21 protein-coding genes and 5 pseudogenes are annotated in these 22,013 nt (G+C 59.9%); 20 read left to right on the top strand and 6 right to left on the bottom strand.

What is annotated here, in order from left to right; all coding sequences use genetic code 11:
• Nucleotides 1-16 precede the first annotated feature (16 nt).
• Nucleotides 17-874 carry a fumarylacetoacetate hydrolase family protein gene (locus QEO92_RS31525; protein WP_210057212.1) on the top strand — a complete coding sequence of 286 codons (858 nt, stop codon included), beginning with the start codon at nucleotides 17-19 and terminating at the stop codon, nucleotides 872-874.
• 60 nt (nucleotides 875-934) lie between these two features.
• Here the strand turns inward: QEO92_RS31525 and QEO92_RS31530 are convergent, their stop codons facing one another.
• On the bottom strand, nucleotides 935-1,465 hold the full coding sequence (locus QEO92_RS31530) for a MarR family winged helix-turn-helix transcriptional regulator (protein WP_210057214.1): 531 nt from the start codon (nucleotides 1,463-1,465) through the stop codon (nucleotides 935-937).
• 182 nt (nucleotides 1,466-1,647) lie between these two features.
• Here QEO92_RS31530 and QEO92_RS31535 point away from each other — a divergent pair, with 182 nt between their 5' ends.
• Nucleotides 1,648-1,962, top strand: coding sequence for an IS110 family transposase (locus QEO92_RS31535; protein ID WP_024706829.1), 315 nt, complete (start codon nucleotides 1,648-1,650; stop codon nucleotides 1,960-1,962).
• 31 nt (nucleotides 1,963-1,993) lie between these two features.
• Here QEO92_RS31535 and QEO92_RS31540 read toward each other — a convergent pair.
• Nucleotides 1,994-2,202, bottom strand: a pseudogene (locus QEO92_RS31540) (IS66 family transposase); the annotation flags it as partial.
• Between the two features lie 323 nt (nucleotides 2,203-2,525).
• On the opposite strand from QEO92_RS31540, the gene QEO92_RS31545 reads away from it, so the two are divergent.
• A complete protein-coding gene (locus tag QEO92_RS31545) occupies nucleotides 2,526-2,648 on the top strand; it encodes a hypothetical protein (protein WP_265105939.1) in 123 nt (40 codons plus the stop codon).
• On the opposite strand, the gene QEO92_RS33175 is transcribed toward QEO92_RS31545, so the two are convergent.
• Both QEO92_RS33175 and QEO92_RS31555 read right to left on the bottom strand, forming a co-directional pair.
• Complete coding sequence (locus tag QEO92_RS33175; protein WP_081725684.1) at nucleotides 2,617-3,012, bottom strand: transposase; 396 nt, start codon at nucleotides 3,010-3,012, stop codon at nucleotides 2,617-2,619. The two genes, QEO92_RS31545 and QEO92_RS33175, sit on opposite strands and share 32 nt — an antisense overlap.
• A complete protein-coding gene (locus QEO92_RS31555; RefSeq protein ID WP_024706827.1) occupies nucleotides 3,009-5,372 on the bottom strand; it encodes a transketolase-like TK C-terminal-containing protein in 2,364 nt (787 codons plus the stop codon). The genes QEO92_RS33175 and QEO92_RS31555 overlap by 4 nt, the downstream gene beginning before the upstream one ends.
• Nucleotides 5,373-5,500: 128 nt before the next feature.
• On the opposite strand from QEO92_RS31555, the gene QEO92_RS31560 reads away from it, so the two are divergent.
• The 9 genes from QEO92_RS31560 (at nucleotide 5,501) to QEO92_RS31605 (ending at nucleotide 13,195) form a co-directional block, all read left to right on the top strand.
• Nucleotides 5,501-5,965, top strand: a complete 465-nt coding sequence (locus tag QEO92_RS31560) for an Lrp/AsnC family transcriptional regulator (protein ID WP_024706826.1) — start codon at nucleotides 5,501-5,503, stop codon at nucleotides 5,963-5,965.
• A 438-nt stretch (nucleotides 5,966-6,403) separates the two neighbouring features.
• A complete protein-coding gene (locus QEO92_RS31570; RefSeq protein ID WP_210057216.1) occupies nucleotides 6,404-6,766 on the top strand; it encodes a 2Fe-2S iron-sulfur cluster-binding protein in 363 nt (120 codons plus the stop codon).
• Nucleotides 6,767-6,812: 46 nt separating this feature from the next.
• A complete protein-coding gene (gene gtdA / locus QEO92_RS31575) occupies nucleotides 6,813-7,877 on the top strand; it encodes a gentisate 1,2-dioxygenase (protein ID WP_210057218.1) in 1,065 nt (354 codons plus the stop codon).
• 77 nt (nucleotides 7,878-7,954) lie between these two features.
• On the top strand, nucleotides 7,955-8,950 hold the full coding sequence (locus tag QEO92_RS31580; RefSeq protein ID WP_024706824.1) for a dihydrodipicolinate synthase family protein: 996 nt from the start codon (nucleotides 7,955-7,957) through the stop codon (nucleotides 8,948-8,950).
• A complete protein-coding gene (locus QEO92_RS31585) occupies nucleotides 8,947-9,543 on the top strand; it encodes a 2-hydroxychromene-2-carboxylate isomerase (RefSeq protein WP_024706823.1) in 597 nt (198 codons plus the stop codon). Before QEO92_RS31580 ends, QEO92_RS31585 begins: the two co-directional genes overlap by 4 nt.
• A 33-nt stretch (nucleotides 9,544-9,576) precedes the next feature.
• Nucleotides 9,577-10,482 carry a VOC family protein gene (locus QEO92_RS31590; RefSeq protein WP_024706822.1) on the top strand — a complete coding sequence of 302 codons (906 nt, stop codon included), beginning with the start codon at nucleotides 9,577-9,579 and terminating at the stop codon, nucleotides 10,480-10,482.
• A 100-nt stretch (nucleotides 10,483-10,582) separates the two neighbouring features.
• Complete coding sequence (locus QEO92_RS31595) at nucleotides 10,583-11,788, top strand: NAD(P)/FAD-dependent oxidoreductase (protein ID WP_024706821.1); 1,206 nt, start codon at nucleotides 10,583-10,585, stop codon at nucleotides 11,786-11,788.
• 76 nt (nucleotides 11,789-11,864) lie between these two features.
• Nucleotides 11,865-12,527, top strand: coding sequence for an OmpW/AlkL family protein (locus QEO92_RS31600; RefSeq protein WP_081725682.1), 663 nt, complete (start codon nucleotides 11,865-11,867; stop codon nucleotides 12,525-12,527).
• Between the two features lie 65 nt (nucleotides 12,528-12,592).
• Nucleotides 12,593-13,195 carry a glutathione S-transferase C-terminal domain-containing protein gene (locus tag QEO92_RS31605; protein WP_197489621.1) on the top strand — a complete coding sequence of 201 codons (603 nt, stop codon included), beginning with the start codon at nucleotides 12,593-12,595 and terminating at the stop codon, nucleotides 13,193-13,195.
• A gap of 2 nt (nucleotides 13,196-13,197) precedes the next feature.
• Here the strand turns inward: QEO92_RS31605 and QEO92_RS31610 are convergent.
• A pseudogene (locus QEO92_RS31610) lies at nucleotides 13,198-13,371 on the bottom strand (IS21 family transposase); the annotation flags it as partial.
• A gap of 89 nt (nucleotides 13,372-13,460) precedes the next feature.
• Between QEO92_RS31610 and QEO92_RS31615 the strand changes: the two are divergent.
• The 4 genes and pseudogenes from QEO92_RS31615 to QEO92_RS31630 all read left to right on the top strand — a co-directional run.
• Nucleotides 13,461-13,625, top strand: a pseudogene (locus QEO92_RS31615) (acyloxyacyl hydrolase); the annotation flags it as partial.
• A 114-nt stretch (nucleotides 13,626-13,739) separates the two neighbouring features.
• Nucleotides 13,740-15,011 carry a glycosyltransferase gene (locus QEO92_RS31620; protein ID WP_210057220.1) on the top strand — a complete coding sequence of 424 codons (1,272 nt, stop codon included), beginning with the start codon at nucleotides 13,740-13,742 and terminating at the stop codon, nucleotides 15,009-15,011.
• A 38-nt stretch (nucleotides 15,012-15,049) separates the two neighbouring features.
• Nucleotides 15,050-15,341: pseudogene (locus tag QEO92_RS31625) on the top strand (thiamine phosphate synthase); the annotation flags it as partial.
• 428 nt (nucleotides 15,342-15,769) lie between these two features.
• Nucleotides 15,770-16,558 carry an IclR family transcriptional regulator gene (locus QEO92_RS31630; protein WP_210057222.1) on the top strand — a complete coding sequence of 263 codons (789 nt, stop codon included), beginning with the start codon at nucleotides 15,770-15,772 and terminating at the stop codon, nucleotides 16,556-16,558.
• 48 nt (nucleotides 16,559-16,606) lie between these two features.
• Here the strand turns inward: QEO92_RS31630 and QEO92_RS31635 are convergent, their stop codons facing one another.
• On the bottom strand, nucleotides 16,607-18,004 hold the full coding sequence (locus QEO92_RS31635; RefSeq protein ID WP_210057223.1) for an FAD-binding oxidoreductase: 1,398 nt from the start codon (nucleotides 18,002-18,004) through the stop codon (nucleotides 16,607-16,609).
• 216 nt (nucleotides 18,005-18,220) lie between these two features.
• Here QEO92_RS31635 and QEO92_RS31640 point away from each other — a divergent pair, with 216 nt between their 5' ends.
• From QEO92_RS31640 to QEO92_RS31655, 4 genes and pseudogenes are all read left to right on the top strand, one after another.
• Nucleotides 18,221-19,225: a TRAP transporter substrate-binding protein gene (locus QEO92_RS31640; protein ID WP_210057226.1), complete on the top strand. Its 1,005-nt coding sequence runs from the start codon at nucleotides 18,221-18,223 to the stop codon at nucleotides 19,223-19,225.
• A gap of 99 nt (nucleotides 19,226-19,324) precedes the next feature.
• Nucleotides 19,325-19,807, top strand: coding sequence for a TRAP transporter small permease (locus QEO92_RS31645; protein WP_210057228.1), 483 nt, complete (start codon nucleotides 19,325-19,327; stop codon nucleotides 19,805-19,807).
• Nucleotides 19,804-21,085 (top strand): annotated as a pseudogene (locus QEO92_RS31650) (TRAP transporter large permease). Before QEO92_RS31645 ends, QEO92_RS31650 begins: the two are co-directional and overlap by 4 nt.
• Nucleotides 21,086-21,101: 16 nt before the next feature.
• Nucleotides 21,102-22,013 carry an acetaldehyde dehydrogenase (acetylating) gene (locus QEO92_RS31655; protein WP_210057232.1) on the top strand — a complete coding sequence of 304 codons (912 nt, stop codon included), beginning with the start codon at nucleotides 21,102-21,104 and terminating at the stop codon, nucleotides 22,011-22,013.

Here is a 22,013-nt window from a genome sequence, read left to right on the forward strand (position 1 = left end):
TTGATAAGGAGAAAAAATGAAGATCTGTCGCTTCCACAAGAACCGTATCGGTCTTGTTCAGGACGGTGAGGTTGTCGATGTAACCTCGGCCCTCGACCTCTTGCCGCAGGTGCGCTACCCGTTGCCGCGGTATGACCCGTTGATCGCCCATCTCGATCAACTCAAGGAAGCATTCTTTGAGGCTGCCAAGACCGGAGAGCGTCGGCTCGCCCTTGAGCTGGCTTTCGATTCACCCATTGCAAACCCCGGCAAGCTTGTCGCGGCGCCTGTGAACTACGTCAAGCACCTGGAAGAGGCGCGCGCGCAGAAGGATCTACACCAAGGCAATGCAGCCCAGGTGCGGGTGATTCACGAGACGGGCCTGTTTCTAAAGGCCACCAGCAGTCTTATCGGCCCCTCCGAGCCGGTGACGCTGCGCTTCCCTGATCGCCGCAGCGATCACGAAATCGAACTCGCGGTCGTCATCGGCAAACGCGCCGACCGGGTGTCGGCGGAGCGCGCGCTGGAGCACGTCGCAGGATATGCGATCGGGCTTGACATGACGGTGCGCGGCGCCGAGGAGCGCAGCATGCGCAAGTCCATAGATAGCTATTCGGTGCTGGGTCCGTGGCTTGTAACTGCCGATGAAATCGTCGATCCGTCCCAGCTCGACTTCGAACTGAAGGTGGACGGCGTCACCAGGCAGAAGGCGAATACGCGTGATCTTGTGCTGAGCGTGCCGGAACTCATCGAGATGGCCAGCCGATTCTATACACTGGAAGTGGGCGACGTCATCTTCACCGGGACGCCCGAGGGAGTCGGGCAGGTTGAGCCGGGCAACAAGATCCATGCCTGGATTGACCGGATTGGATCAATGGAGATCGACGTCACCTGAAGTCGATAAAAAACCGGCCATCACCGCTTTGGGTGGCCGGTTTCAATCCCTGTGGCTGTGTCAATTCATCTCGGATTCCAGCGCTGCGGGAATTGATGGGCGCGTGTTCTTACCTGTAGCCCGAAGAAATACCGTAAGCGTTGTAAGTAGCTGATGTTGCTCCTCAAGAGCGAGATCATCCAACAGCAGCGACCTCAACCTTTCGACACGACCGAACGCCTTGGCGTAGAGTAACTCTCCGGCGGGAGTGAGGTCCAGCAGTTTCTGTCTTTGATCCGTATCACTCTTCTTGATCCGAAGCAAACCTCGCCTCTCGAGAGAGCTCGCTGTTCGTCCGCAACTGGCCTTGTCAACTGCGGCGCGCCGGGCCACTTCCGTAACTGAAAGGCCTGGGAAGCTGTGCGTTGTTGCGATAATGATCCAGCTCACAGGCGATAGCTTCAGGCCAGCCATGGCCTCGTCAAAAGCATACAGAAAGACTTGGTAGCTACGCCGAATCAGATGCGCGGGATGATCAGTAAGAACTCGAAAATCGTCTTCTTTTCCCGTGGTTTCGGCTGGTTGACGCTCGATCAAACTTTCGTTGCCCAACAATCTCCTTATTCTCACCTGTCCACCTATGGCGCAACACCGTTTGATGCTGCCTGCAATCTAGAGCTATCAGAAGGACATGAGGCCTTCTGATAGGAATTGATACAAGCTATGCGGAGAAAGACCAAGCAAATAAAGGCGTCACTACACGTATCATCCGCATTTTAAGGTTCATCGGGGACATGCGAGCTAAGTGGCAGCCGCTCGACGAGCGTATCGATGCTTTGAATGACGATCTGTGTGAGCATGCGCGGACTGACGAAGCTGTGAACCGTCTGACCTCGATCCCGGGCATCGGCGTCCTTGGCACGACTGCGCTCGTTGCAGATGTTGGAGACGGTGAGGCGTTTCGCGAAGCCCGCGACGTCCCAGCTTGGCTCGGTCTCGTGCCGAAGCAGATGACGACAGGCGGGAAGCCGCGGCTACTCAGCGTCACCAAGCGGGGCAATATCTACCGTAAACGCTCATTTCCATGCGCGTTGACGCGGTCCGCTTGACCGGACGGGCGTGTCCTCCGGTGGCTTTTGATCAGGTAGCGGTAGTTTTGGCGAAGTTGAAGGACAGCAAATCAGTGATGTCGGCGTCTGTGGCGCGCTGTGGCAATTCGCTGAGGACATAGCGCAGTAGGCCAGGCGTTCGATGCCGCAGGCGCGGCACGTCAGCATCGGACTGTAGACAGCACTTGCCCTGGCTCCGTCCACGGTGTCGCTGAACAGCCAGGATTTTCTGCCGGTAGCAATGCCCGTTAATTCTGCCCATGTCGGCGATGAAGTCGAGGTCTATTATCGCTGGCATCCGTATTTCGCCCAGAGGGTTTCCATTCGCCGCGTCGAAGAACTCGCGACAGGTCGGTTTTTGAAGCTTTTGGGGCCGACGTGTGTCTCGATCTCGATTTCTGGATGATTGATCCTGTGGTGTGCAGCGGCATGAGCATGGGAACGGCACGCGCCGATCCTGCGGCGCTGATCGAACGGAACAAGCCGGTCACCGGTGGCGACGAGCCTGCACTCTTCCGAGGTGGACTCGTCCATCGAGCTGCGACCTTCAAGAAGAGTTCCCCGTGGACAGGAACCTTCTCTTCCAGCCGCACCCGGAGGTGGTCGCCGACGACCACGGCATCCAGCCCAAGCGCTTCACGCAGGCTTCATCGCTCAGATGGCGGCGATGTAGCATGTTGCTGTGAAGTTGGTTGCGAGCTTGTCATATCGAGTTGCGACGCGTCTCCAATCCTTGAGGCGGCAGAAGGTGCGTTCGATGATATTCCTGCGCTTATAGGCCTCAGGGTCGAAGGGCTGGATCTGTTTTCGGGTTGGATTGTTGGGGATCACAGGCTCGGCACCGCGCGCGATGAGGAAAGTGCGAAGCGCATTGCTGTCATATGCAGTGTCGGCGGCACATAGATTGCGAAAGAACCCTGATCGTCGCGCTATAAGGCGATGCGATAGCGGCGACCGTATGTGATGAGTTTGGATTGGTGGAAGCGACCAGTCCGATGTTGTTAACCTACATCCGTCAAGGGGGAGGCGCAGAATCTCAGATGAATTCAGACATAGCGCCTGACGTCAGGGCCGGGCGTCAGGCCCATGACAAGGTTGGCAATGCTGCGCGCGTCTATGCCATAATGACGATAGAGGTCGCCGATTGTACCGGTCTGGCCGAAATTCTCGACGCCAAGCGAGATGGCGCGATGGCCTTTGACGGAACCCAGCCATGCCAGCGTTGCCGGGTGCCCGTCGATGATCGTTACGATCACGCAATGTGGCGGCAGTTGCGCGAACAGCCGTTCAACAGTTGACAGGGCTTGCGCGTTCCCGTGCGCCCGTGCCCGTTGCGCTGCGGTCCAACCCGAATTCAGGCGGTCAGCTGATGTTACAGCCAGAACCGCAACATCACGGCGGTTTTCGCCAAGAATGGCAGCGGCCGAAATTGCCTCGGGTGCGATGACGCCTTGATAGGCGATGACCACTTCGCAATTCGGCCCTGGCTTGCGCAGCCAATAGCCGCCGTCGATGGCCCCTTGACGAAAGGCGTCGTCATGACGCTTGCCGGGCTGCTCAAGCGGGTTCGTCGATAGGCGCAGATAGACAGACCCGCCGGTCTCGTCTCGAAGCCAAGTGCGTTCGTCCACATAAGCTTCGCCATCCCTTTGCAGATAGTCGAGGGCCCAAGCCATTATGACTGCCAATTCGTCGGCAAAAGCGGGTTCGAAGGCCGCCAGCCCATCCTGCGCAATTCCAATCAGCGGCGTTCCGATGGATTGGTGCGCACCGCCTTCCGGAGCCAGCGTGACGCCGGACGGAGTCCCCACGATCATGAAGCGAGCGTCCTGATAGCAGGCATAGTTCAGCGCATCGAGGCCGCGATAAACGAAAGGATCATAGACCGTTCCAATCGGAATCAGCCGTTTGCCGAACAGGCTGTGCGACAAGCCCGCCGCTGCTAAAAGGAGAAACAGGTTCATTTCTGCGATGCCGAGTTCGATATGTTGCCCATCAGGCGTGAACTCCCATCTCGCGGTTGAAGGGATGCGGTGTTCGGTGAAAGTATCCGCCTGCGCCTTCCGCGCAAACAGCTTGCGCCGGTTGACCCAAGGTCCCAGATTGGTCGTGCCCGTCACATCCGGCGATGTGGTGACAATCCGCGCGGCAAGTTCGCTGTCCCCCTTCGACAGGTCATCGAGGATCTTACCGAAGGCCATTTGGGTGGAAATCTCACGGAAGGTTGAAAGCTCGATGACGGGCACCGGCAGTTTCGTGTCGTGATGGCGGCGGCGGCCCTTGCTGAAGAAGGGCGCCCTGTCCAGATAGCTCTGGAACGCCTCAGGGTCCGCAATGGTGGCGAACTTGTCCCACTCTTGGCCGGTGGGCACGCCCATATGGCTCTGCCAGCTTTCAAACTGGCTCTTGGTCATCAAACCGCCGTGGTTGTCTTTGTGGCCCGCAATCGGCGTGCCCCAGCCCTTGATCGTATAGGCCAGAAAACAGACCGGGCGATCATGGTCGATGGCGGCAAAGGTCTCCGCCATGGTTTCCACGCAGTTTCCGCCAAGGTTCTCCATCAGGGTCGCCAGTTCATCGTCGGACCGGCTGTCGATCAGCCGGGTCACATCGCCCTGATCGCCCAAATCCTCCATCAGCCGCTTGCGCCAGACGGCCCCGCCCATGAAAGTCAGCGCCGAATACAGCTGGTTCGGGCAATCATCGACCCAGTCACGCAGCGCGCGGCCCCCCGGCTCTGCAAAAGCCGCGCGTTGCAGCCGCCCGTATTTGACCCGCACGACATCCCAACCGAAAGCTTCGAAGATCGCCTCGACCCGGGCAAAAAGGCCCTCGCGCACGATACCGTCCAGCGACTGCCGGTTGTAGTCGATGATCCACCAGCAATTGCGAAGATCATTCTTCCAGCCCTCCTGCAACGCCTCATAGATGTTGCCTTCATCAAGCTCGGCATCGCCGACCAGCGCCACCATGCGCCCAAGGGGCAAGGTCTGGCCCCAGGACTTCGCCGAGATGTAATCCTGGATGATCGCGGCAAAAGAGGTGATCGCCACACCCAGACCAACCGACCCCGTGGAGAAATCCACATCATCGACATCCTTGGTGCGCGAGGGATAGGATTGCACGCCCTCAAAGCCGCGGAAGTTTTCCATTCGCGCAAGGTCCATATTGCCCATCAGATATTGAATCGCATGGAACACCGGCGAGGCATGGGGCTTCACCGCGACCCGGTCCTGCGGGCGGAGCGCCGAGAAATAAAGGGCGGTCAGTATCGAGACCATCGAAGCCGAAGAGGCCTGATGACCGCCGATCTTGATGCCGTCCACCTTGGGGCGGATGTGGTTGGCATGATGGATCATCCAGTGGGACAGCCACAACAAGCGTTGTTCGATAGTCTTGAGATCGGTCATCGCGACTGTTCCTGAGGATTAATTCTTACGGGCATACTATCTTCACGAAGGCGCGTTTTCCCGGCTATTATGAGCGCATCATTCCTGATAATTGGCTCGTATCGCCACGAATGGAGAGATTTGCGCTGATGCCCGCCAAACTAGATCACTTCGATTCAGAGATCCTGCGCGTCCTGCATAATGATGGCCGCCTTACAATCAACGATTTGAGCGCCCGGATCGGCCTGAGCCCTTCTCCAACCGCCCGCCGCCTGCGCCATCTGGAAGAAATCGGTGTCATCACCGGCTACGCCGCACTGATCAACGAGGCCACCCTCGGTTTCGGCTTTACGGTCTTTGTCTCGGTACAACTGGACAAACAGGTGGACGAGGCGCTGGCCACGTTTGAGGCCGCGATTGCCACCTTCCCCCAGGTTGTCGACTGCTGGCTGATGACCGGAAACCGGGATTACCTGCTGCGAGTAGCCACCACCGGGCTGGAGGAATTCGAGCGCTTCCTCGTCGGTCGCTTGACGAAAGTCCGAGGCGTGGCGTCGATAGAATCCTCAATCCCGCTGCGCCGCGTCAAGGCAGGTCTTGGACGGATTGTTTAGGCTCACGTCCTGCACGCTTCACGCATTTCCGAACATGACCAAGCAGATGCTAGTGATCAACATGACCTACTGCCTGTTTCGTGAACCCTGACATCATGCTGCAGCCATCTGTAGTGGGCTGCGACCGGCGCGTTCGTGGCCGATCATCAGCGCCACATCATGGATCGTGCGAAACAGGAACAGGCGTACGAAACGGCGAAACCATTGCCATGACGGAAAATGCACCGGCGGTCCAAGGTATGGTCCCAGAGTATCAATCGGCTTGACTACCCGTGGGAAGATATGCATAAGAGATAGTATGCATGCTTAATTCTCGGACGCCGTTGTTGGATTACTATCCTGGGGTGGAGGCGATCGTGAAAAGGGCGGGCGAATGGAGGAATAGGCGCATCTTTACGGTTCCGAAATGTGCGGCGCTGCGCGCCCTTGGTGAGGATTATGGCCGTATTGAACGATTTTGCGGGGAGGAGAAGGCCGGTGGCGATCCAAGTGGTGTTTATTGATTCGGCGGGCGAACGGCGTGAGGTTTCGTCGCAAGAAGGGCAGTCGTTGATGGAGGCCGCAACTATGGCGGGTGTGCCGGGCATTGACGCGGATTGCGGGGGAGCGTGTGCGTGCGCCACTTGTCAAGTCTATGTCGATGCCATTTGGCTCCCTCTACTTCCACCAGTTGGGGAAGGTGAATCTAGTATGCTGGAATTTGCGGCCAATCGGCAGGACGGCAGTCGGCTTGCTTGTCAGATACGGCTCGCCCCGAATCTTGACGGCCTCACCGTTACCACCCCGGAATTCCAGTTCTGATATGTATGTGACGCTTTCTGTCTGAGGGCGCAAAACGGAGGATCATATGTCGCTTACCGAGAAGCCTGTGGAAACCGCGGAACGAAGGTCGTTCTACGACAAAATCGACAGCAGTTCCTATACTGCGCTCTGGACTGTGCTGTCGAATATCATCACGCCTGAGCCCAGGAGCGGTTGCGTGCCGCATCTTTGGCATTTCGACGAAGCCAAGTCCTATCTGCTGGAAGCTGGCGGGTTGATCACCGCGGAGGAAGCCGAGCGGCGTGTTCTCGTGCTGGAAAATCCTGGGCTGCGCGGCCAATCCCGGATCACGACCTCGCTTTATGCCGGCCTGCAGGTCGTCATGCCGGGTGAGGTCGCCCCTGCACACCGTCATAGCCAGTCGGCCCTGCGCTTCGTATTGGATGGTTGCGGCGCGCATACCTCGGTCGATGGCGAGCGTACAGTCATGCAGTTCGGCGATTTCGTGATCACCCCGCCCGGTGCTTGGCATGATCACGGCAACGACAGCGACGCGCCGATGATCTGGCTCGACGGTCTCGACATTCCTATCGTGTCGGTGTTCGACGCCTCCTTCGCTGAAGAGCATCACGCGGATCAGCAGCCAATCACCCGCCAGCCCGAAGACAGCACCTGGCGTTATGGCGCCAACATGCTTCCGGTCGATTACGAACCGACCAGAGTATCGTCGCCAATCTTCAACTATCCTTACGAACGCTCGCGCGAAGCGCTTGACCACCTCTTGAAGCAGGGGGAGATCGACCCCTTCCACGGTATCAAGATGCGCTATATCAACCCGGTGGACGGCGGCTGGGCCATGCCGACGATTTCGCCATGCTTGCAGCTCCTTCCGAAGGGGTTCAAGACGCAGCCTTACCGATCGACCGATGCGACGGTGTTTGTGGTCACTGAAGGAACCGGTCGCAGTGTCATAAACGGCAAGACCTATGAATGGGGTCCGAAGGATCTGTTCGTGGTTCCGAGCTGGCACACCGTCACGCATGAGGCGGATAGCGATGGCGTAATGTTCTCTTACTCCGATCGCGTTTGTCAAGAGAAGCTTGGGCTTTGGCGGGAGGACCGAGGAAACGCGGTTCCGCTCAACGCATAGTCCGATGGGTATGGCGTGCGTTGGCCGCGCGCTTGCCGATCCCGACAGAAAATCCACGCAAATCGGAATATCAATTCATGAAACATGAACTTCTCACGGTCGATGACGTGACGGGTTGCTGGGCAATCATGCCCACGCCGTCCAAGCCCAACGCTTCGGACCCGAGCGCAGAGGACACGGTCGATCTGGACGAAACTGCTCGCGTCGTGGAGGCTCTAATCGCCTCGGGCGTGAACGGGATTCTCTCTCTCGGTACCTTGGGGGAGGGCGCCACTACAACCTGGGACGAGAAGCGCGGTTTCATGCAGACGCTCGTCGAGGTGGGGCGCGGCCGCGTTCCCATCTTCGGCGGCGCGACCGCCCTCAATACCCGCGACTCCATCAGCATGACCAAGGCCGCGCGCGAGATCGGGCTTGACGGGGTGATGCTGGGGCTTCCAATGTGGGTGCAGCCTGATGTGCCTACTGCTGTTCAGTTCTTTCGTGATGTGGCCGAAGCCTGCCCGGACATGGCGATCTGTGCTTACGCCAACCCCGAGGCATTCAAGTTCGAGTTCCCGCGTGCCTTCTGGGCGCAGATCTCTGAAATTCCGCAGATTGTGTCCGCAAAGTACATAAACACCGCTGCGCTTTATACCGACCTGAACCTGACCAAGCGCCGTATTCGACTGATGCCGCTTGATGTGGACTATTATGCCGCCGCCCGGCTCGACCCTGAACACTGCACAGCGTTCTGGACCAGTGGTGCGGTTTGCGGGCCTACTCCGGTGATCCAGCTTCGGGATCTTGTGGCGGAGGCGGTGAAGAGCGGCGATTGGACCCGTGCCAAAGCACTGACCGACAGAATTGGCCTCACATATCGGACACTCTTCCCCAACGGTTCGTTCAAGGAGTTCTCAGTTTACAACATCGGTATTGAGAAAGCCCGTATGGACGCGGCAGGCTGGATGGTCGCGGGGCCTTGTCGTCCGCCCTATCATCTGGTTCCCGAGACGGTTCTGGAAGGCGCGCGGGAATCCGGTCGGCAATGGGCAAAACTAGTTGCCGAGCTTGAGGCAGAGGGCGGAAAGTGACAGGTCGGCAGCTTGACTTTTACTTCGACTTCATGAGCCCCTTCGCCTACCTGGCATTTCACAAGGTGCCGGAGCTCTGCAAGCGATACGGACTGGAATTTCGCCCTCATGTCGTGAACCTCCCCCAACTCAAGCTCATGGCGGGGAACACCGCCCCACCCAATGTCAGCCTTCCGTTGAAGATCCGCTATCTGAGCAAGGATCTCGACCGTTGGGCTGAGAAATATGGTGTGCCTTTGATCTTCCCGAAGTCGCTCGCCTCCGAGAAGCTCAACAAGGCTTTCCTCTATGCATTGGCTAAGGGCGAGGGCGAAGTCTTCATCCGCGCTGGTTGGGACCGGGTCTGGGGCGAAGGTGCAGATCTGGCCGACCCTGCGTTGCTGGCTGAATTGGCGAATCGTTTGGGCTGGAGTCCCGAGTCGCTTTCGGCTTGGGTTTCTTCGCAGGAGGCCGCAGACCAATACGAGGCTAGCACGCAAGCCGCGCATGAGGCCGGCGTGTTCGGTACGCCCACGATGATCGTGGGAGATCAGATGTGGTGGGGCAACGACCGCCTCATGTTCATGGAAAGAACGCTCCAACAGGGGCTTTGACATCAATGCCATCCATCCAAGGGGAGGAATATTATGGCTCTTCAAAAACTGTCGCACGCGCACTTGTGGGTTAAGAACCTCGATGAGTCGGTGCGGTTTCACACCGACGTATTGGGGCTCGAGGAAGTCGCCCGGCAAGATGGCACTGTCTACCTGACGTGCGGTACCGATGGAACTTACGACGTGGCCGTAACCGAAGGTGGTACGGGCGTCATCAGCTTTGCGATCGCTGCGGATGATGAGGAAGACCTCAAGCAGTACAGCAAGCGCGTTTCTGACGCTGGTGTCCAGGTGCGGGCGATGACGGACAGCGATCCGGGCGTAGAGAAAATCATCGAGTTTGACCTGCCGCCCCAGAAGCAGAAAATGCAGATTGCGCTTCTGCGATCCGAAGCGCGCAAGCACTACTACAATCCGGCTGCGCGCAAGGCCAACCACCTGAGCGGACTGGCGCCGCTTGATCTCGACCATGTCACGCTGCGCGTCGGACCGGATGCGACGCAGACGATCGAATTCCTGACCAAACATGTCGATTTCTATGCCGCTGACATTGTCGAGTTCCCAGGCGGCGAGGGGCGTCTTGCGGCCTGGATGCATGTCGGCGACTATCATCATGACGTGGCGATGTTTGCTGGTGCGCCTCATGAGACGCTCGACCATCTCGCATGGACGATCCCGAACCTCGAATACATGAAGCTCATGCTCGATCAAATCGCACGCGGTGGGATAATGACTGAAGCAGGCCCGGGTCGCCATGGCGTGGGTTCGAATCTTTATTCCTATTTCTTCACGCCGGATGGCAACCGCTATGAGCTTTCGGGCGAAATGCCGCGTTGTGTGGACCGCAAGGCAGGCCCGTTCATTTGGAAGGCCGACCAGCCGGGCATTTTCAGTTCTTGGGGCGCTCCGTTCCCCGAGAGCTTCAAAGAGGGTTCCTAACTCAGGGCAGGAACGCGCCATAGGCGCGGACAAGTAATCAGCGGATGACGCGTAGCACAGGACTTCGCGTCATCCGCATTATTGACTGAGGAAGACCCCGATGGAACGTATCATCATCATAGGCGGCGGCTTGGCTGCAGTGACCGCGGCGAAAACGCTACGAACAGAAGGCTTCGAGGGCGCCGTCACGATCCTCTCGGAGGAACGGCACCTTCCTTATGACCGACCGCCGCTGTCGAAGGCGGTGCTTCAGGGTGCGGCGGACGCACAGAGCACCTGCCTGCTGAAAGCCGAGGTAGCGCAAAATCTCGCCATCGACCTTCAGATCAACCAACGCGCCGAAGCAATCGACCGGGACGCGCAGGTTGTTCGGCTCTCTTCGAGCCAACGCCTGCCCTATGACCGCCTGCTGATCGCGACCGGTAGTCGCGCCCGCACGCTTGATGGCCCCTTCGAGGGCAAAGGCAATGTTTTCTATCTGCGCACCATTGATGATGCGGAGTGCTTGCGCGCGCAAATGGTGCCAGGAAAGCGCCTTTTGTCGATCGGCGCGGGTTGGATTGGTCTTGAAGTTGCGGCAACAGCCCGCAAAAGCGGGATGGAGGCAGTGGTCGTAGAACTCGCCGACCGACTCTGCGGTCGGAGTCTGCCACCGGATGTCGGCGTCGCTTTGGCTGATGTCCACCGTAGCAATGGCACCGTGATCCACTTGAATACCTCGATCGTGACGGTAGGCGGAGAGGATCAGGTTGAAAGCGTGACGCTATCAAACGGGGAAATGCTGGCGGTCGACGTGGTCGTTATCGGGATCGGCGCGATAGCTAATGATGCCATTGCGAGGGAGGCTGGCCTTGAGACCGGCAATGGTGTCATCGTTGACGAATTTCTGCGTACGTCCGACCCGCTGATTTACGCGGCCGGTGATGTGGCGGCGATGCGTGTTGGCGATGGCCAGCCGACACGGATGGAATCCTGGGCCAATGCGCAGGACCAGGCCGCCGCCGCCGCACGAAACATGCTGGGGAAGAAGGAGCCCTATGCAATCAACACTTGGTTCTGGTCTGATCAATACGACCTCAACATCCAGATGATCGGGGATAACCAGCCAGAGGGGGGAACTATACTTGTGCGGAAGGGCGAAGGAAGGTCGTTCACGCGTTTCGCGGTCATCGGCGATGTGCTGGTAGGTGCCATCTGTTTCGGCGCGCCACGCGACATGGCGATCGTTCGCCGTCTCATCTCGAAGGGCTACGCTGTCACGGACGATTCTCTGATCACAGCAACTGACCTGCGTAAACTGCTGTAAACATAGAAGGCTACCCTACTACGCGAAGTGCGGGCGACAGTATCAATAACAATTTGACACATCAGGGAGGAAAAATATGCGTCAAGTTTGTTTTACCGCTACAGTTGGAGCTTGTCTGGCTCTGGCGCAGACCAGTGATTCTCGGGCACAGGAAGCAGACCAAAACGGCTGGTATCTCCGGGGCGGACCCGTGGGGATATTCTTCAGCCCCGGAGCCGATCTGTCCGTCGGAGGTGCACCATTTCCGGGCGCCGATGTTTCGGTCGACGACAACTACTCGTTGAGCTTCGATGTCGGCTATCGCGTCAACGAGCAGATTTCCGCCACCTTCACATTCGGAATCCCACCTACCGCAGAGATTCGCGGCGACGGATCCCTTGCTGGAGCATATCTCGGGGACGTGACTTACGCCCCTGCGATTCTTGCGCTCCAGTATCGGTTTCCCACCGGGAATCCGATGTTCGAGCCCTATGTTGGCGCGGGTATCAATTACACTATGATACTGGACTCGAAAGCGCGCGATGTTGCCGGATTCGATGTGGATAACGCTTGGGGCACCGTCCTTCAAGTTGGTTTCGAAAGCATGATTGATGAGCGATTGGGCGTATACTTCGACGTCAAGAAAATTTGGCTAGAAGCCGATGTCGGCGGCACATTGGGCGTTGGCGGGCCGGCGGCGGCAGGAAAGGCGACGCTCGATCCTCTGCTTGTCGGTACTGGTCTGATCTGGCGTTTCTGAAACACGACCTCCGGCACCAGTTTCAGGGTATCTGTGCCGCAACTCCATGTAAGGGAAATACTGTGATGATGGAACTCTACTACATGCCGGCGGCCTGTTCGTTGGCTGCTCACATCAGTTGTCTGGAAGCGGGCTTACCCGTGACCTGCCGGATGGTTGTGATGGACCCGTCTGGGAACAAGGTCGAGGGTGAGGATTATACCAAGATCAATCCACTCGGTCTGGTGCCGACGATCGTTGATGGCGAGACTAGGCTCTCTGAAGTCGCCGTGGTGCTGCAATACATTGCGGACAAGGCCGACGGGAAACTCGGCAAAGTGACGGGAGAGGAGCGCTGGAAGCTTCTCGAAACCCTGAACTTCATCGCCACAGAGATTCACAAGTCGCTAGCGCCGCTGTTTCGTGCCGATCTGCCAGCCGAAGCCCGTCCCTTCTTCGAGAAAATGGCCACCGGCCGTTTGATCGAAGCGCAGAACCGCATCGGAGATGCCGGTTATCTGGTAGGCGACAGTTTTACGGTGGCCGATGCCTATCTCTTCACGGTGCTCGGCTGGTGCAACTTCCTCAAGATGGATATGTCTCTATGGCCGAAGCTTGGCGAATACGCGCGGCGGATTGGTGGCCGACCGTCTGTCCAGCAGGCGCTTAAAGAAGAAGGGCTTGCATAACCTCTCGCCACTATCCAGCGCTCGACGTTCAGCACGACACCTTCGACCTTGGCCTTGTCACGCGGTTTGCGGCTTCTGGTCGGTGGGACGGTCGTATGGTAATGTTCGGCCATTGCAGCGAAGGTGGCATTGAGCGTTGGTTCGAACCACAGTGCCTTGGCAACGCCCGCCTTCATCCCAAGTCTCCAGCGCTTGCCGAAGCCGTTCTGGCACGAATCAACGGTCAAGAATACCGGTATTCAATGGGGTGTAGGCGGCGCGTACACTGGGCTGCCGTTTCCTGTTCCGTTAATATGTCGCCGCCGGTTACCGTATCGATCCGCACTGGAGTGGCATCGTGCAAGTCGCGCACGCATCGCATGCCAATCTCTGCGACGGTCCCAATGACGGTATGGCACGCGCCGGGGTTCAGGTCGGCTATAAATTTTGACGATACATTCATTGGCAGTGGGTGTCATTACCAAAACTCTGTGCACGTGCGATTGGCGCGCAGCACACGCTCTCGCCTTGCATTGTGCCGCCGGCGCGCCATAGAAGTATCGACATGAATATAGCGATGTTTACCAATACCTACACGCCGCATATTGGTGGGGTCGCCCGCAGCGTGTCGGGCTTGGCGGAGGAACTGCGGGCGCGAGGTCACTCGGTCCTCGTCGTCGCGCCGGAATTCCCCGACATGCCGGAAAACGAGGTGGGCGTGATCCGGATGCCGGCGATCCAGCGCTTCGCGGGCAGCGACTTTTCCGCTCCCGTCCCGATTACCCTGACCCTTGCCGGAAAGCTGGACGAGTTCAGGCCCGATATCATCCACGCCCACCATCCGTTCCTGCTCGGAGATACCGCACTTCGCATCTCGGCATCTCGCAACCTGCCGGTCGCCTTTACGTACCACACGCGATACGAACTCTACGGCCACTATGTCGCGCAGGATTCGCCGGCCCTGGAACGGCTGGTACTCAGCCTCGCCCTCGGCTATTGCGACCTCTGCGACGCCATCATCGCCCCGAGCGAGAGCATCAAGGTTTTCCTGAACGAGCATGGAGTCGCCGCGACCGTCACCGTTATCCCGACGGGGATAGAAGCGTCCCGTTTCGACCATGGTAACGGCAAGCGCATCAGGGCCGAACTCGGCATCGGGCCGGATGCCTTCGTCGTTGGGCATGTCGGGCGTCTGGCACGGGAAAAGAACCTCGGCTATCTTACGGACGCCATCGGCCTGTTCCTTGCTGCTCATGACGGCGCTCATTTTCTGGTTGCGGGCGGTGGCGACATGCAGGAGCCCATGCGGGATGCTTTCGCGCGTTCCGGGCTTGCCGACCGGGTTCACCTGCTGGGGCCGGTCGAAGGCGAACGATTGTCCGACGTTTACGCCGCGATGGACGTCTTTGCCTTCTCGTCCCATTCCGAGACCCAAGGACTGGTGCTGGCCGAGGCGATGACGGCCGGGGTGCCGGTGGTGGCGTTGGAGGCGCCCGGCGCTCGGGAGGTTGTCGTGGATGGAAGCAATGGCCGGCTCTTGCCTGCGGACGCATCAGCCGCTCGGTTCGCAGAGGCGGTCGGATGGGTCGCAGAGCTCTCGGTGGCGGACAGAGCACCCCTGATCCAGGTGGCGCGCACGACCGCGGCGACCTATTCGCGCCCTGAAGCTGCCCGCCGGACGTTGCGCCTGTATGAAACCCTGTTGGACGGGCATCGCGAGGTGAGGTCATTGGATGATAGTCCGTGGGCGGCTGCGAGGCGCGCCCTGGCAACGGAATGGGACATTCTGCGCAATATCGCGAGCGCCGTCGGTGGCGCGGCGATCGGCGGTAAGTAGAAGGCCCTGCAGCAGAGCCTCAAAAGATAGATTTGAGGCTAGCGGCCCGTCCGGATTATGTCGCGCTCGGTCCGATCTATCCAACCCGGCTCAAGGTTATGTCCTGGGCACCGCAGGGCCTTGCGTGCCTCAGCGTCTGGAGGGCTCGCATTGGCTCACTGCCCCTCGCTGCCATTGGCGGGCTAAATGTGGAGCGCATCGCCGGAGCCTTTGAACACGCCGCCGCCAGCGCTGCAGGCGTCACGGATGTCATATTGAACGCAAGCCCGAAACAAGAACGTGCGATGGCTTCAGGCTACCGAGGTCTATCGGTCCGGGGAATCGACATAACATCCACCTACGGTGTGGACCGCAGGATATGTTGCCGGATAGTCCAGCACGATGGTTGGCTACAAGGGGAGGCTCGGAGACCCTGCCCATTAGTCGCATCAGCAGAGGCACGGGCTCGTGAGTGACCCGAAGACCGCGCGGATCGCGCTTGCGCATTGTCCTTGCAACACCGCTCGCCATAGGGTCGACGCGGTCGGGCGTGTGCAAGCCTGCGTGAAAGTGATTGCGCTTCGGCACTGATCCGAGTTGTGCTTGAGGGTGTTGACGGCGGCGATAATCGCCTGTTCGCGCTCGGCCGTGGCAATGCACGCACCAACCGATGCGAAGCCAGAAAAGGTGGCTCATGCGGGCCGCCTCCGGCCATTCGTTCCCCTAGCACCATTGTCCGTCGGCGGTTAAACAGGAGACAGTCTGGAGGGCAGATTCAAATGGTAGAGACGGTTGACATAGGCATTGACGAAAAGGATGCGCGCGCTCCACGCAGCCAGACCTTAGTGCGTGGGCTCGAGATTCTTGATGCGGCGGCCGACCAACCACGCACCATCGCAGAAATAGCATCGATGACGGGGCTCACCTACAGCACGGTGCATCGAATCGTGTCAGTGCTGCTGGAGCAACGCTATCTCAAGGCCGAGAACCCGCGCGAGTTCGCCCTCGGCCCGCGGCTGATCGAACTCGGCTTCGCCGCCTATTCCCAGACCGATCTGGTGCGCGTCGCACGTCACTGGCTCGAGGATCTGTCGCGCGAGACGCGCGACACGGTGCATCTGGCGCAGCTCGACGGCTGGGAAGTCGCCTATCTCGACAAGCTGCGCGGGACCCGCCCGGTCGAGATCAGTTCGCGGATCGGCGGACGCAAGCCTGTCATCTCCACCGGCGTCGGCAAGGCGCTGATGCTCGATGAATCCCAGGCGACATTGTCGCGGCTCTATCAGCGCGATCATCATCTGCTGCCCGGCGACATGACGGAAGCTGACTGGCTGGCGCTGATGGCGAAATATCGCCTCGGCGGCTATTCCTATGATCTGGGCGAGGACGAGCCCTCGATCCGTTGCGTGGCCGCCCCGATCCGTGATGCCACCGGGCGGATCATCGCCGCGATCTCGGTTTCCTCGACGCTGGAATACATGTCGCCCGAGCGGATGCGCGATCTTGTGCCGGAAGTGCAGCGCGTGGCCCGGGCGATCTCCGCCGATCTCGGTGCACGGTCGCGCTGACCCGACGAACGGTTCTGCCTGACGCCCCAGCTTTCCGGATGGGTCGGTTCAGAGAACCTTGCCCGGATTGAGGATGCCCTTGGGATCAAGACTCCTCTTCAGGTGGCGCAGCATCGCCAACTCGCTTTCCGAGCGGCTATAGGCGAGCCAGGGCTTCTTGTGCAGCCCAATGCCGTGCTCGGCGGAAACCGAACCGCCATAGGTGCGGATGATTTCGTATACCGTCTTCTCGATGCCATGGCCGGTCGGATCCACGTCGGTGATGGGGCCGGCAACCAGGTGGATATTGCTGTCGCCGGCGTGGCCGAAGAAGATCAGCTGCAGTGCTGGGAAGGCCGCTTCCAGTGCGGCACGGATTTCGTCGACGCATTCACCGATGCGGGCAAGCGGAAGCGAGACGTCGAAATTGATCGTCGGCGCCCTACGGGACAGGATCTCGGCAACGCCGTCGCGCAGCGACCAGAATGCCTCGACCTCGCGCTGCGACTGCGCCACGGCGGCGTCGATCACAAGCTCGGCTTCGAAGGCCGTCTCCAGCATCGCCTCGAAACCCGGTCGTTCGGCATCGGCATTGGCGCCCTGCATCTCGATCAGGGCATAGAGGGCATGGTCGGGTGCGACCGGCGCCCGCTGTCCCGTTTCTGCGAGAACGGCACGATAGTAGTCGTTCCACATCAGCTCAAAGGCGGTCACCCGGCAGGACAGTTCGCGCTGCGCATGGCGCAGCAGTCCCGCCGCGGCCTCGAAATCGGCAACCGCCACCAACGCGGCATTGGCGCCGCCGACGCCCGGATGAAGCTTGAGCACGGCGCGGGTTATCACGCCCAGCGTGCCTTCCGAGCCGATAAAGAGATGCTTCAGGTCCAGCGCCGCATTGTTTTTCGGCATTCGGTTCATCATCGGCAGGATTGTGCCGTCAGCGAGCACGACCTCCAGCCCCAGGACCAGTTCGCGCGTCATGCCATAGCGTATGACGCGGTTGCCGCCGGCATTGGTGGCGATATTGCCGCCGATCTGGCAGGAGCCGCGCGCGCCGAGATCGAGCGGAAAGGATAAGCCCGCGTCAAGGGCCGCCTCCTGAATGCGCTGCAGGATGCAGCCCGCGCCGACGACCATCAAGCCGGAGGCGACATCGATTTCCTCGATGCGATCCAGTCCGGCAAGCGAGAGCAGCACGGCCCCTTCGGAAGGAACCGCGCCGCCGGCAAGCCCCGAGCGGCCACCCTGCGGCACAACAGGCGTGTCGTAGCCATGGCAGAGCCGCATGACCGCGGCCACAGCATCGGTATGGCGCGGCGTCACCAGCGCAAGCGGCGTTCCGCCGAGTTCGTCGCTCCAATCGCGTAAGGCCACGTCGGGGATGTCATTGCCAACCTTCAGTTGGCTTGCCCCCACCACTCGTTCCAGCGCGGTGACGAGGCCTGCCGTTGATCTCTCGCGTTGCATGGGTCCCTCCCAGTCTATCCGTTCGCTCATCTCTCGCGCCAAATTGCACATATTGCAAATTGATTTTACTATTTGACAACGATTTGCGCCTCTGATTATTTCAGCCGCGCTGGGGGAGGAGCGGAGGCACCCGCCTTGCGCTCGGGTCCACGACAAAGCCCGCCAGGAGCCAGAACGAAGACCGGCAACGGTTTTTGCATCACAGGGAGGACAGACATGTCTCTTACAAAAGCCGCGCACACGCTGCGCGCAGGTTTCGTTGCCGCATTCGCATCGGCCGCGCTTTTCAGCACCACCGCAGTCGCCGAGCCGGAAATCACCTTCCGCGCCGCCCATTCCTCGACGCCGTCGTCGACCGGCCACAAGGCGTTCGAATTCCTCGACAAGGAGCTGCGCGAGAAGTCGGGCGGCCGCATCGGCCTCGAAATCTTCCCGAACTCGCAGCTCGGCGGCGAGCGCGAACTGGTTGAGAACATCCAGTTCGGCAATGTGGACCTGACCTTCGTCTCCTCGGCGCCGGTCGCATCCTTCGCACCGCAGTTCTTCGCTTTCGACGTGCCTTTCCTGTTCAAGGATCGCGGGCAGGCCTACAAGGTGCTCGACGGCGACGTCGGCAAGGAAATCCTCGGCTCGCTGAACGACAAGGGCATGGTTGGTCTCGCCTATTGGGAAAACGGCTTCCGCCAGCTGACCAACAACAAGAAGGAAATCCGCTCTCCGGACGACCTCGCCGGCTTGAAAATGCGCACCATGGAAAATGAGGTGCACATCGCAGCCTGGCGTGCCGAAGGCGCAAACCCGGCGCCGCTCGCCTTCAATGAGCTGTTCACCGCGCTCCAGCAGGGCACCTTCGATGCGCAGGAAGGCCCGATCAATCTCTTCTACGACATGAAGTTCAACGAGGTGCAGAAGTTCATCTCGAAGACCAACCACATCTATTCGCCGTGGCCGCTCCTTGCCAATCCAGACAAGCTCGCGAGCCTCAGCGATGAGGACCGCACAATCTTTGACGAAGCCGTCAAGGCCGCCACTGATTACCAGCGCGGCCTTGCCAAGGAAGCGGACGACAAGGCCGAAGCGGCCATGACCGACGTGACCTTCACCACGCTCACCCCGGAAGAGCTCAAGGCCTTCTCCGACAAAGTCGTGCCGATCGTCGATCTGGTCAAGCAGAAGGCCGGCGCGGATCTCGTTGACCGCCTGCTGGCTGCCGCCAAGTAAGCATCACTTCCTGGGGCCCGGCGCAAAAGCCGCCGGGCCCTTTGCCTTTTTCATTGAACTGGCGCGAGCGGGTGCACCCGTGTTGCGCGGGAGGAGTTCATGTTCAAGCTTATCGATGAGCATTTCGAGGAGGCGATCGTCGTGGCCCTGATGGCCTTGATGTCGGTCCTCATCGGCGTGCAGATCTTCATGCGCTACGTGATGGGGGCATCGCTGTCCTGGTCGGAGGAACTGGCGCGCTACTTCTTCATCTGGGCAACCTATGTCGGCATCGCCTATGCAGTGCGCAAGGACGCGCATATCCGCGTGACCATGGGCACCGACCTGTTCGCCGCAGGCGGCCAGATCTATGTCCGCATTCTGACCCATATGATCTTCGGCGCATTCGCGCTCTTCGTCATGTACCAGGGCTGGTTCATGGTCGAGAAAACCTTCCGCTTCGGCCAGAAATCGGCATCGCTCGGCCTGCCGATGGGCATCCTCTATCTGGCTCCGTTTACCGGCTTCCTGCTGGTGGTGCTGCGTCTTGTCCAGGCTGTCGTGCTCGACCTTCGCTCCGCCAGACAAGGAGCCGTCCGATGATTTCACTGATCCTCTTCGGTCTTCTCGCCGTTCTTCTTCTGCTCTCCGTTCCGATCGCCATTTCGCTCGGCATCGCCTCGACGGTGGCCCTGATCGTTTCGGGCAAGGTCTCCGGCTCCTACGTGCCGCAAGGCCTGGTGACCTCCATCGACAGCTTCCCGCTGATGGCGGTCCCCTTTTTCATCCTGGCCGGCGACCTGATGGGCCAGGGCGGTCTGTCGCAACGCCTCATCAATGTCGGGCGGATGTTCTTCGGCCGCTATACCGGCGGCATGGCGATCATCGCCGTCGTCACCTGCATCTTCTTCGCCGCGATTTCCGGCTCCGGCCCGGCGACCGTCGCCGCCGTCGGCACGATCCTGCTGCCGGCGATGGCCAAGGACGGTTATAGACAGGGTTTCTCGTCCGGTCTGGTCGCGTGCGCCGGCTCGCTCGGCGTCATCATCCCGCCGTCGATCCCGATGGTCATCTATGCCACCTCGGCGAACGTCTCGGTCTCGAAAATGTTCATGGGCGGCGTCGTTCCGGGCCTGCTGATCGGGTTCGCGCTCATCGCCTACGCCTGGCTACAGTCCAGGAAGGACGGCCAGAGGCCCGGCGACTATCGCCCGACGGGTCGCGAAATGCTGGCTGTCCTGAACGACGCCAAATGGGCGCTGATGGTCCCGGTCATCATTCTCGGCGGCATTTATGGCGGCATCTTTACGCCTACCGAGGCCGCCGCCGTCGGCGTCATCTACGGCCTGATGGTCGACCTTCGTCTATCGCGAACTGAGCCTCAAGGATCTCTACAAGATCTTTGCCGGTTCGGCGCTCACCTCGGCGACCATCATGCTGATCGTGGGGACGGCGACCATCTTTGGACGTGCGCTTGCGATCGAGGGTGTACCGGTCATGCTTGCCAATGCCATCACCTCGGCGGTCGATCAGGCCTGGCTGTTGCTGCTGGCGATCAACGTCATCCTCCTGGTCGTCGGCACCTTCATGGAGACGATCGCGGCGATCATCATCCTCACGCCGATCCTGCTGCCGCTCGTCACCGCACTCGGCATCAACGCCGAACACTTCGGGATCGTCATGATCGTCAACCTCGCCATCGGCATGGTCACCCCGCCGGTCGGCGTCAATCTCTTCGTCGCCTCGCGCGTGTCCGGCCTCTCGCTCGAGACGGTCGTCAAAGGCGCAATCACGCCGACGCTGGTGATGATCGCAGTGCTCCTTCTCATTACCTACGTGCCGGCGCTTTCGCTGGCGCTGCCCGCCTTCTTCGGAATGTAAGTCAAAGGAAACCAGTATGAGCAGCAAACTCAAGGCGGTCATCATCGGCCCCGGCAATATCGGCACCGATCTCCTGATGAAGATGAAGCGTTCCGAATGGGTCGAACCGGTCTGGATGGTCGGCATCGACCCGGCCTCTGAAGGTCTGAAGCGTGCCGTCGACATGGGCGTGAAGGCCTGCGCCACCGGCGTGGACGGCATCCTGGAACACGTCATCGCCGACGACATCCGCGTCGCCTTCGACGCCACCTCTGCCTATGCCCATGCCGAGAATTCGCGCAAGCTGAACGAGCTCGGCGTCATCATGGTAGACCTGACGCCGGCGGCGATCGGTCCGTTCTGCATTCCGCCGGTCAATCTGGCGGATCATGCCAAGAAGCTCGAGATGAACGTCAATATGGTGACCTGCGGCGGCCAGGCGACCATTCCGATGGTCGCAGCCGTGTCGCGTGTGCAGCCCGTCGAATACGGCGAGATTGTCGCTGCGGTGTCGTCGCGCTCGGTCGGTCCGGGCACCCGCAAGAATATCGATGAGTTCACCCGCACGACGGCTTCGGCGATCGAGAAGGTCGGCGGCGCCAAGCGCGGCAAGGCGATCATCATCGTCAATCCGGCCGAGCCGCCGCTTCTCATGCGCGATACCGTGCATGTGCTGACCGAAGGCGAGCCTGACCAGGCAGCCATCACCGAAAGCGTCAAGGCCATGGTAGCCGAGGTGCAGACATACGTGCCCGGCTACAAGCTGGTCAACGGCCCGGTCTTCGACGGCCGGCGCGTGTCGATCTATCTCGAGGTCGAGGGGCTGGGCGACTTCCTGCCGAGATATGCCGGCAATCTCGACATCATGACGGCGGCGGCGCTTCGCACCGCCGAACTGTTCGCGAAAGAGGCGGCCAATGGCGTCGTCAACCTGCCGGCCCGCGGCTGA

The organism is Neorhizobium petrolearium (assembly GCF_029854435.1).
Taxonomy (GTDB): Bacteria; Pseudomonadota; Alphaproteobacteria; order Rhizobiales; family Rhizobiaceae; genus Neorhizobium; species Neorhizobium petrolearium.

Coding starts and splice junctions, on each gene's coding strand:
- QEO92_RS31525 (WP_210057212.1), top strand. CDS start 17: ATGAAGATCTGTCGCTTCCACAAGAACCGTATCGGTCTTGTTCAGGAC.
- QEO92_RS31535 (WP_024706829.1), top strand. CDS start 1,648: ATGCGAGCTAAGTGGCAGCCGCTCGACGAGCGTATCGATGCTTTGAAT.
- QEO92_RS31555 (WP_024706827.1), bottom strand. CDS start 5,372: ATGACCGATCTCAAGACTATCGAACAACGCTTGTTGTGGCTGTCCCAC.
- QEO92_RS31560 (WP_024706826.1), top strand. CDS start 5,501: ATGCCCGCCAAACTAGATCACTTCGATTCAGAGATCCTGCGCGTCCTG.
- QEO92_RS31570 (WP_210057216.1), top strand. CDS start 6,404: ATGGCCGTATTGAACGATTTTGCGGGGAGGAGAAGGCCGGTGGCGATC.
- gtdA (WP_210057218.1), top strand. CDS start 6,813: ATGTCGCTTACCGAGAAGCCTGTGGAAACCGCGGAACGAAGGTCGTTC.
- QEO92_RS31580 (WP_024706824.1), top strand. CDS start 7,955: ATGAAACATGAACTTCTCACGGTCGATGACGTGACGGGTTGCTGGGCA.
- QEO92_RS31590 (WP_024706822.1), top strand. CDS start 9,577: ATGGCTCTTCAAAAACTGTCGCACGCGCACTTGTGGGTTAAGAACCTC.
- QEO92_RS31595 (WP_024706821.1), top strand. CDS start 10,583: ATGGAACGTATCATCATCATAGGCGGCGGCTTGGCTGCAGTGACCGCG.
- QEO92_RS31600 (WP_081725682.1), top strand. CDS start 11,865: ATGCGTCAAGTTTGTTTTACCGCTACAGTTGGAGCTTGTCTGGCTCTG.
- QEO92_RS31605 (WP_197489621.1), top strand. CDS start 12,593: ATGATGGAACTCTACTACATGCCGGCGGCCTGTTCGTTGGCTGCTCAC.
- QEO92_RS31620 (WP_210057220.1), top strand. CDS start 13,740: ATGAATATAGCGATGTTTACCAATACCTACACGCCGCATATTGGTGGG.
- QEO92_RS31630 (WP_210057222.1), top strand. CDS start 15,770: ATGGTAGAGACGGTTGACATAGGCATTGACGAAAAGGATGCGCGCGCT.
- QEO92_RS31635 (WP_210057223.1), bottom strand. CDS start 18,004: ATGCAACGCGAGAGATCAACGGCAGGCCTCGTCACCGCGCTGGAACGA.
- QEO92_RS31640 (WP_210057226.1), top strand. CDS start 18,221: ATGTCTCTTACAAAAGCCGCGCACACGCTGCGCGCAGGTTTCGTTGCC.
- QEO92_RS31645 (WP_210057228.1), top strand. CDS start 19,325: ATGTTCAAGCTTATCGATGAGCATTTCGAGGAGGCGATCGTCGTGGCC.
- QEO92_RS31655 (WP_210057232.1), top strand. CDS start 21,102: ATGAGCAGCAAACTCAAGGCGGTCATCATCGGCCCCGGCAATATCGGC.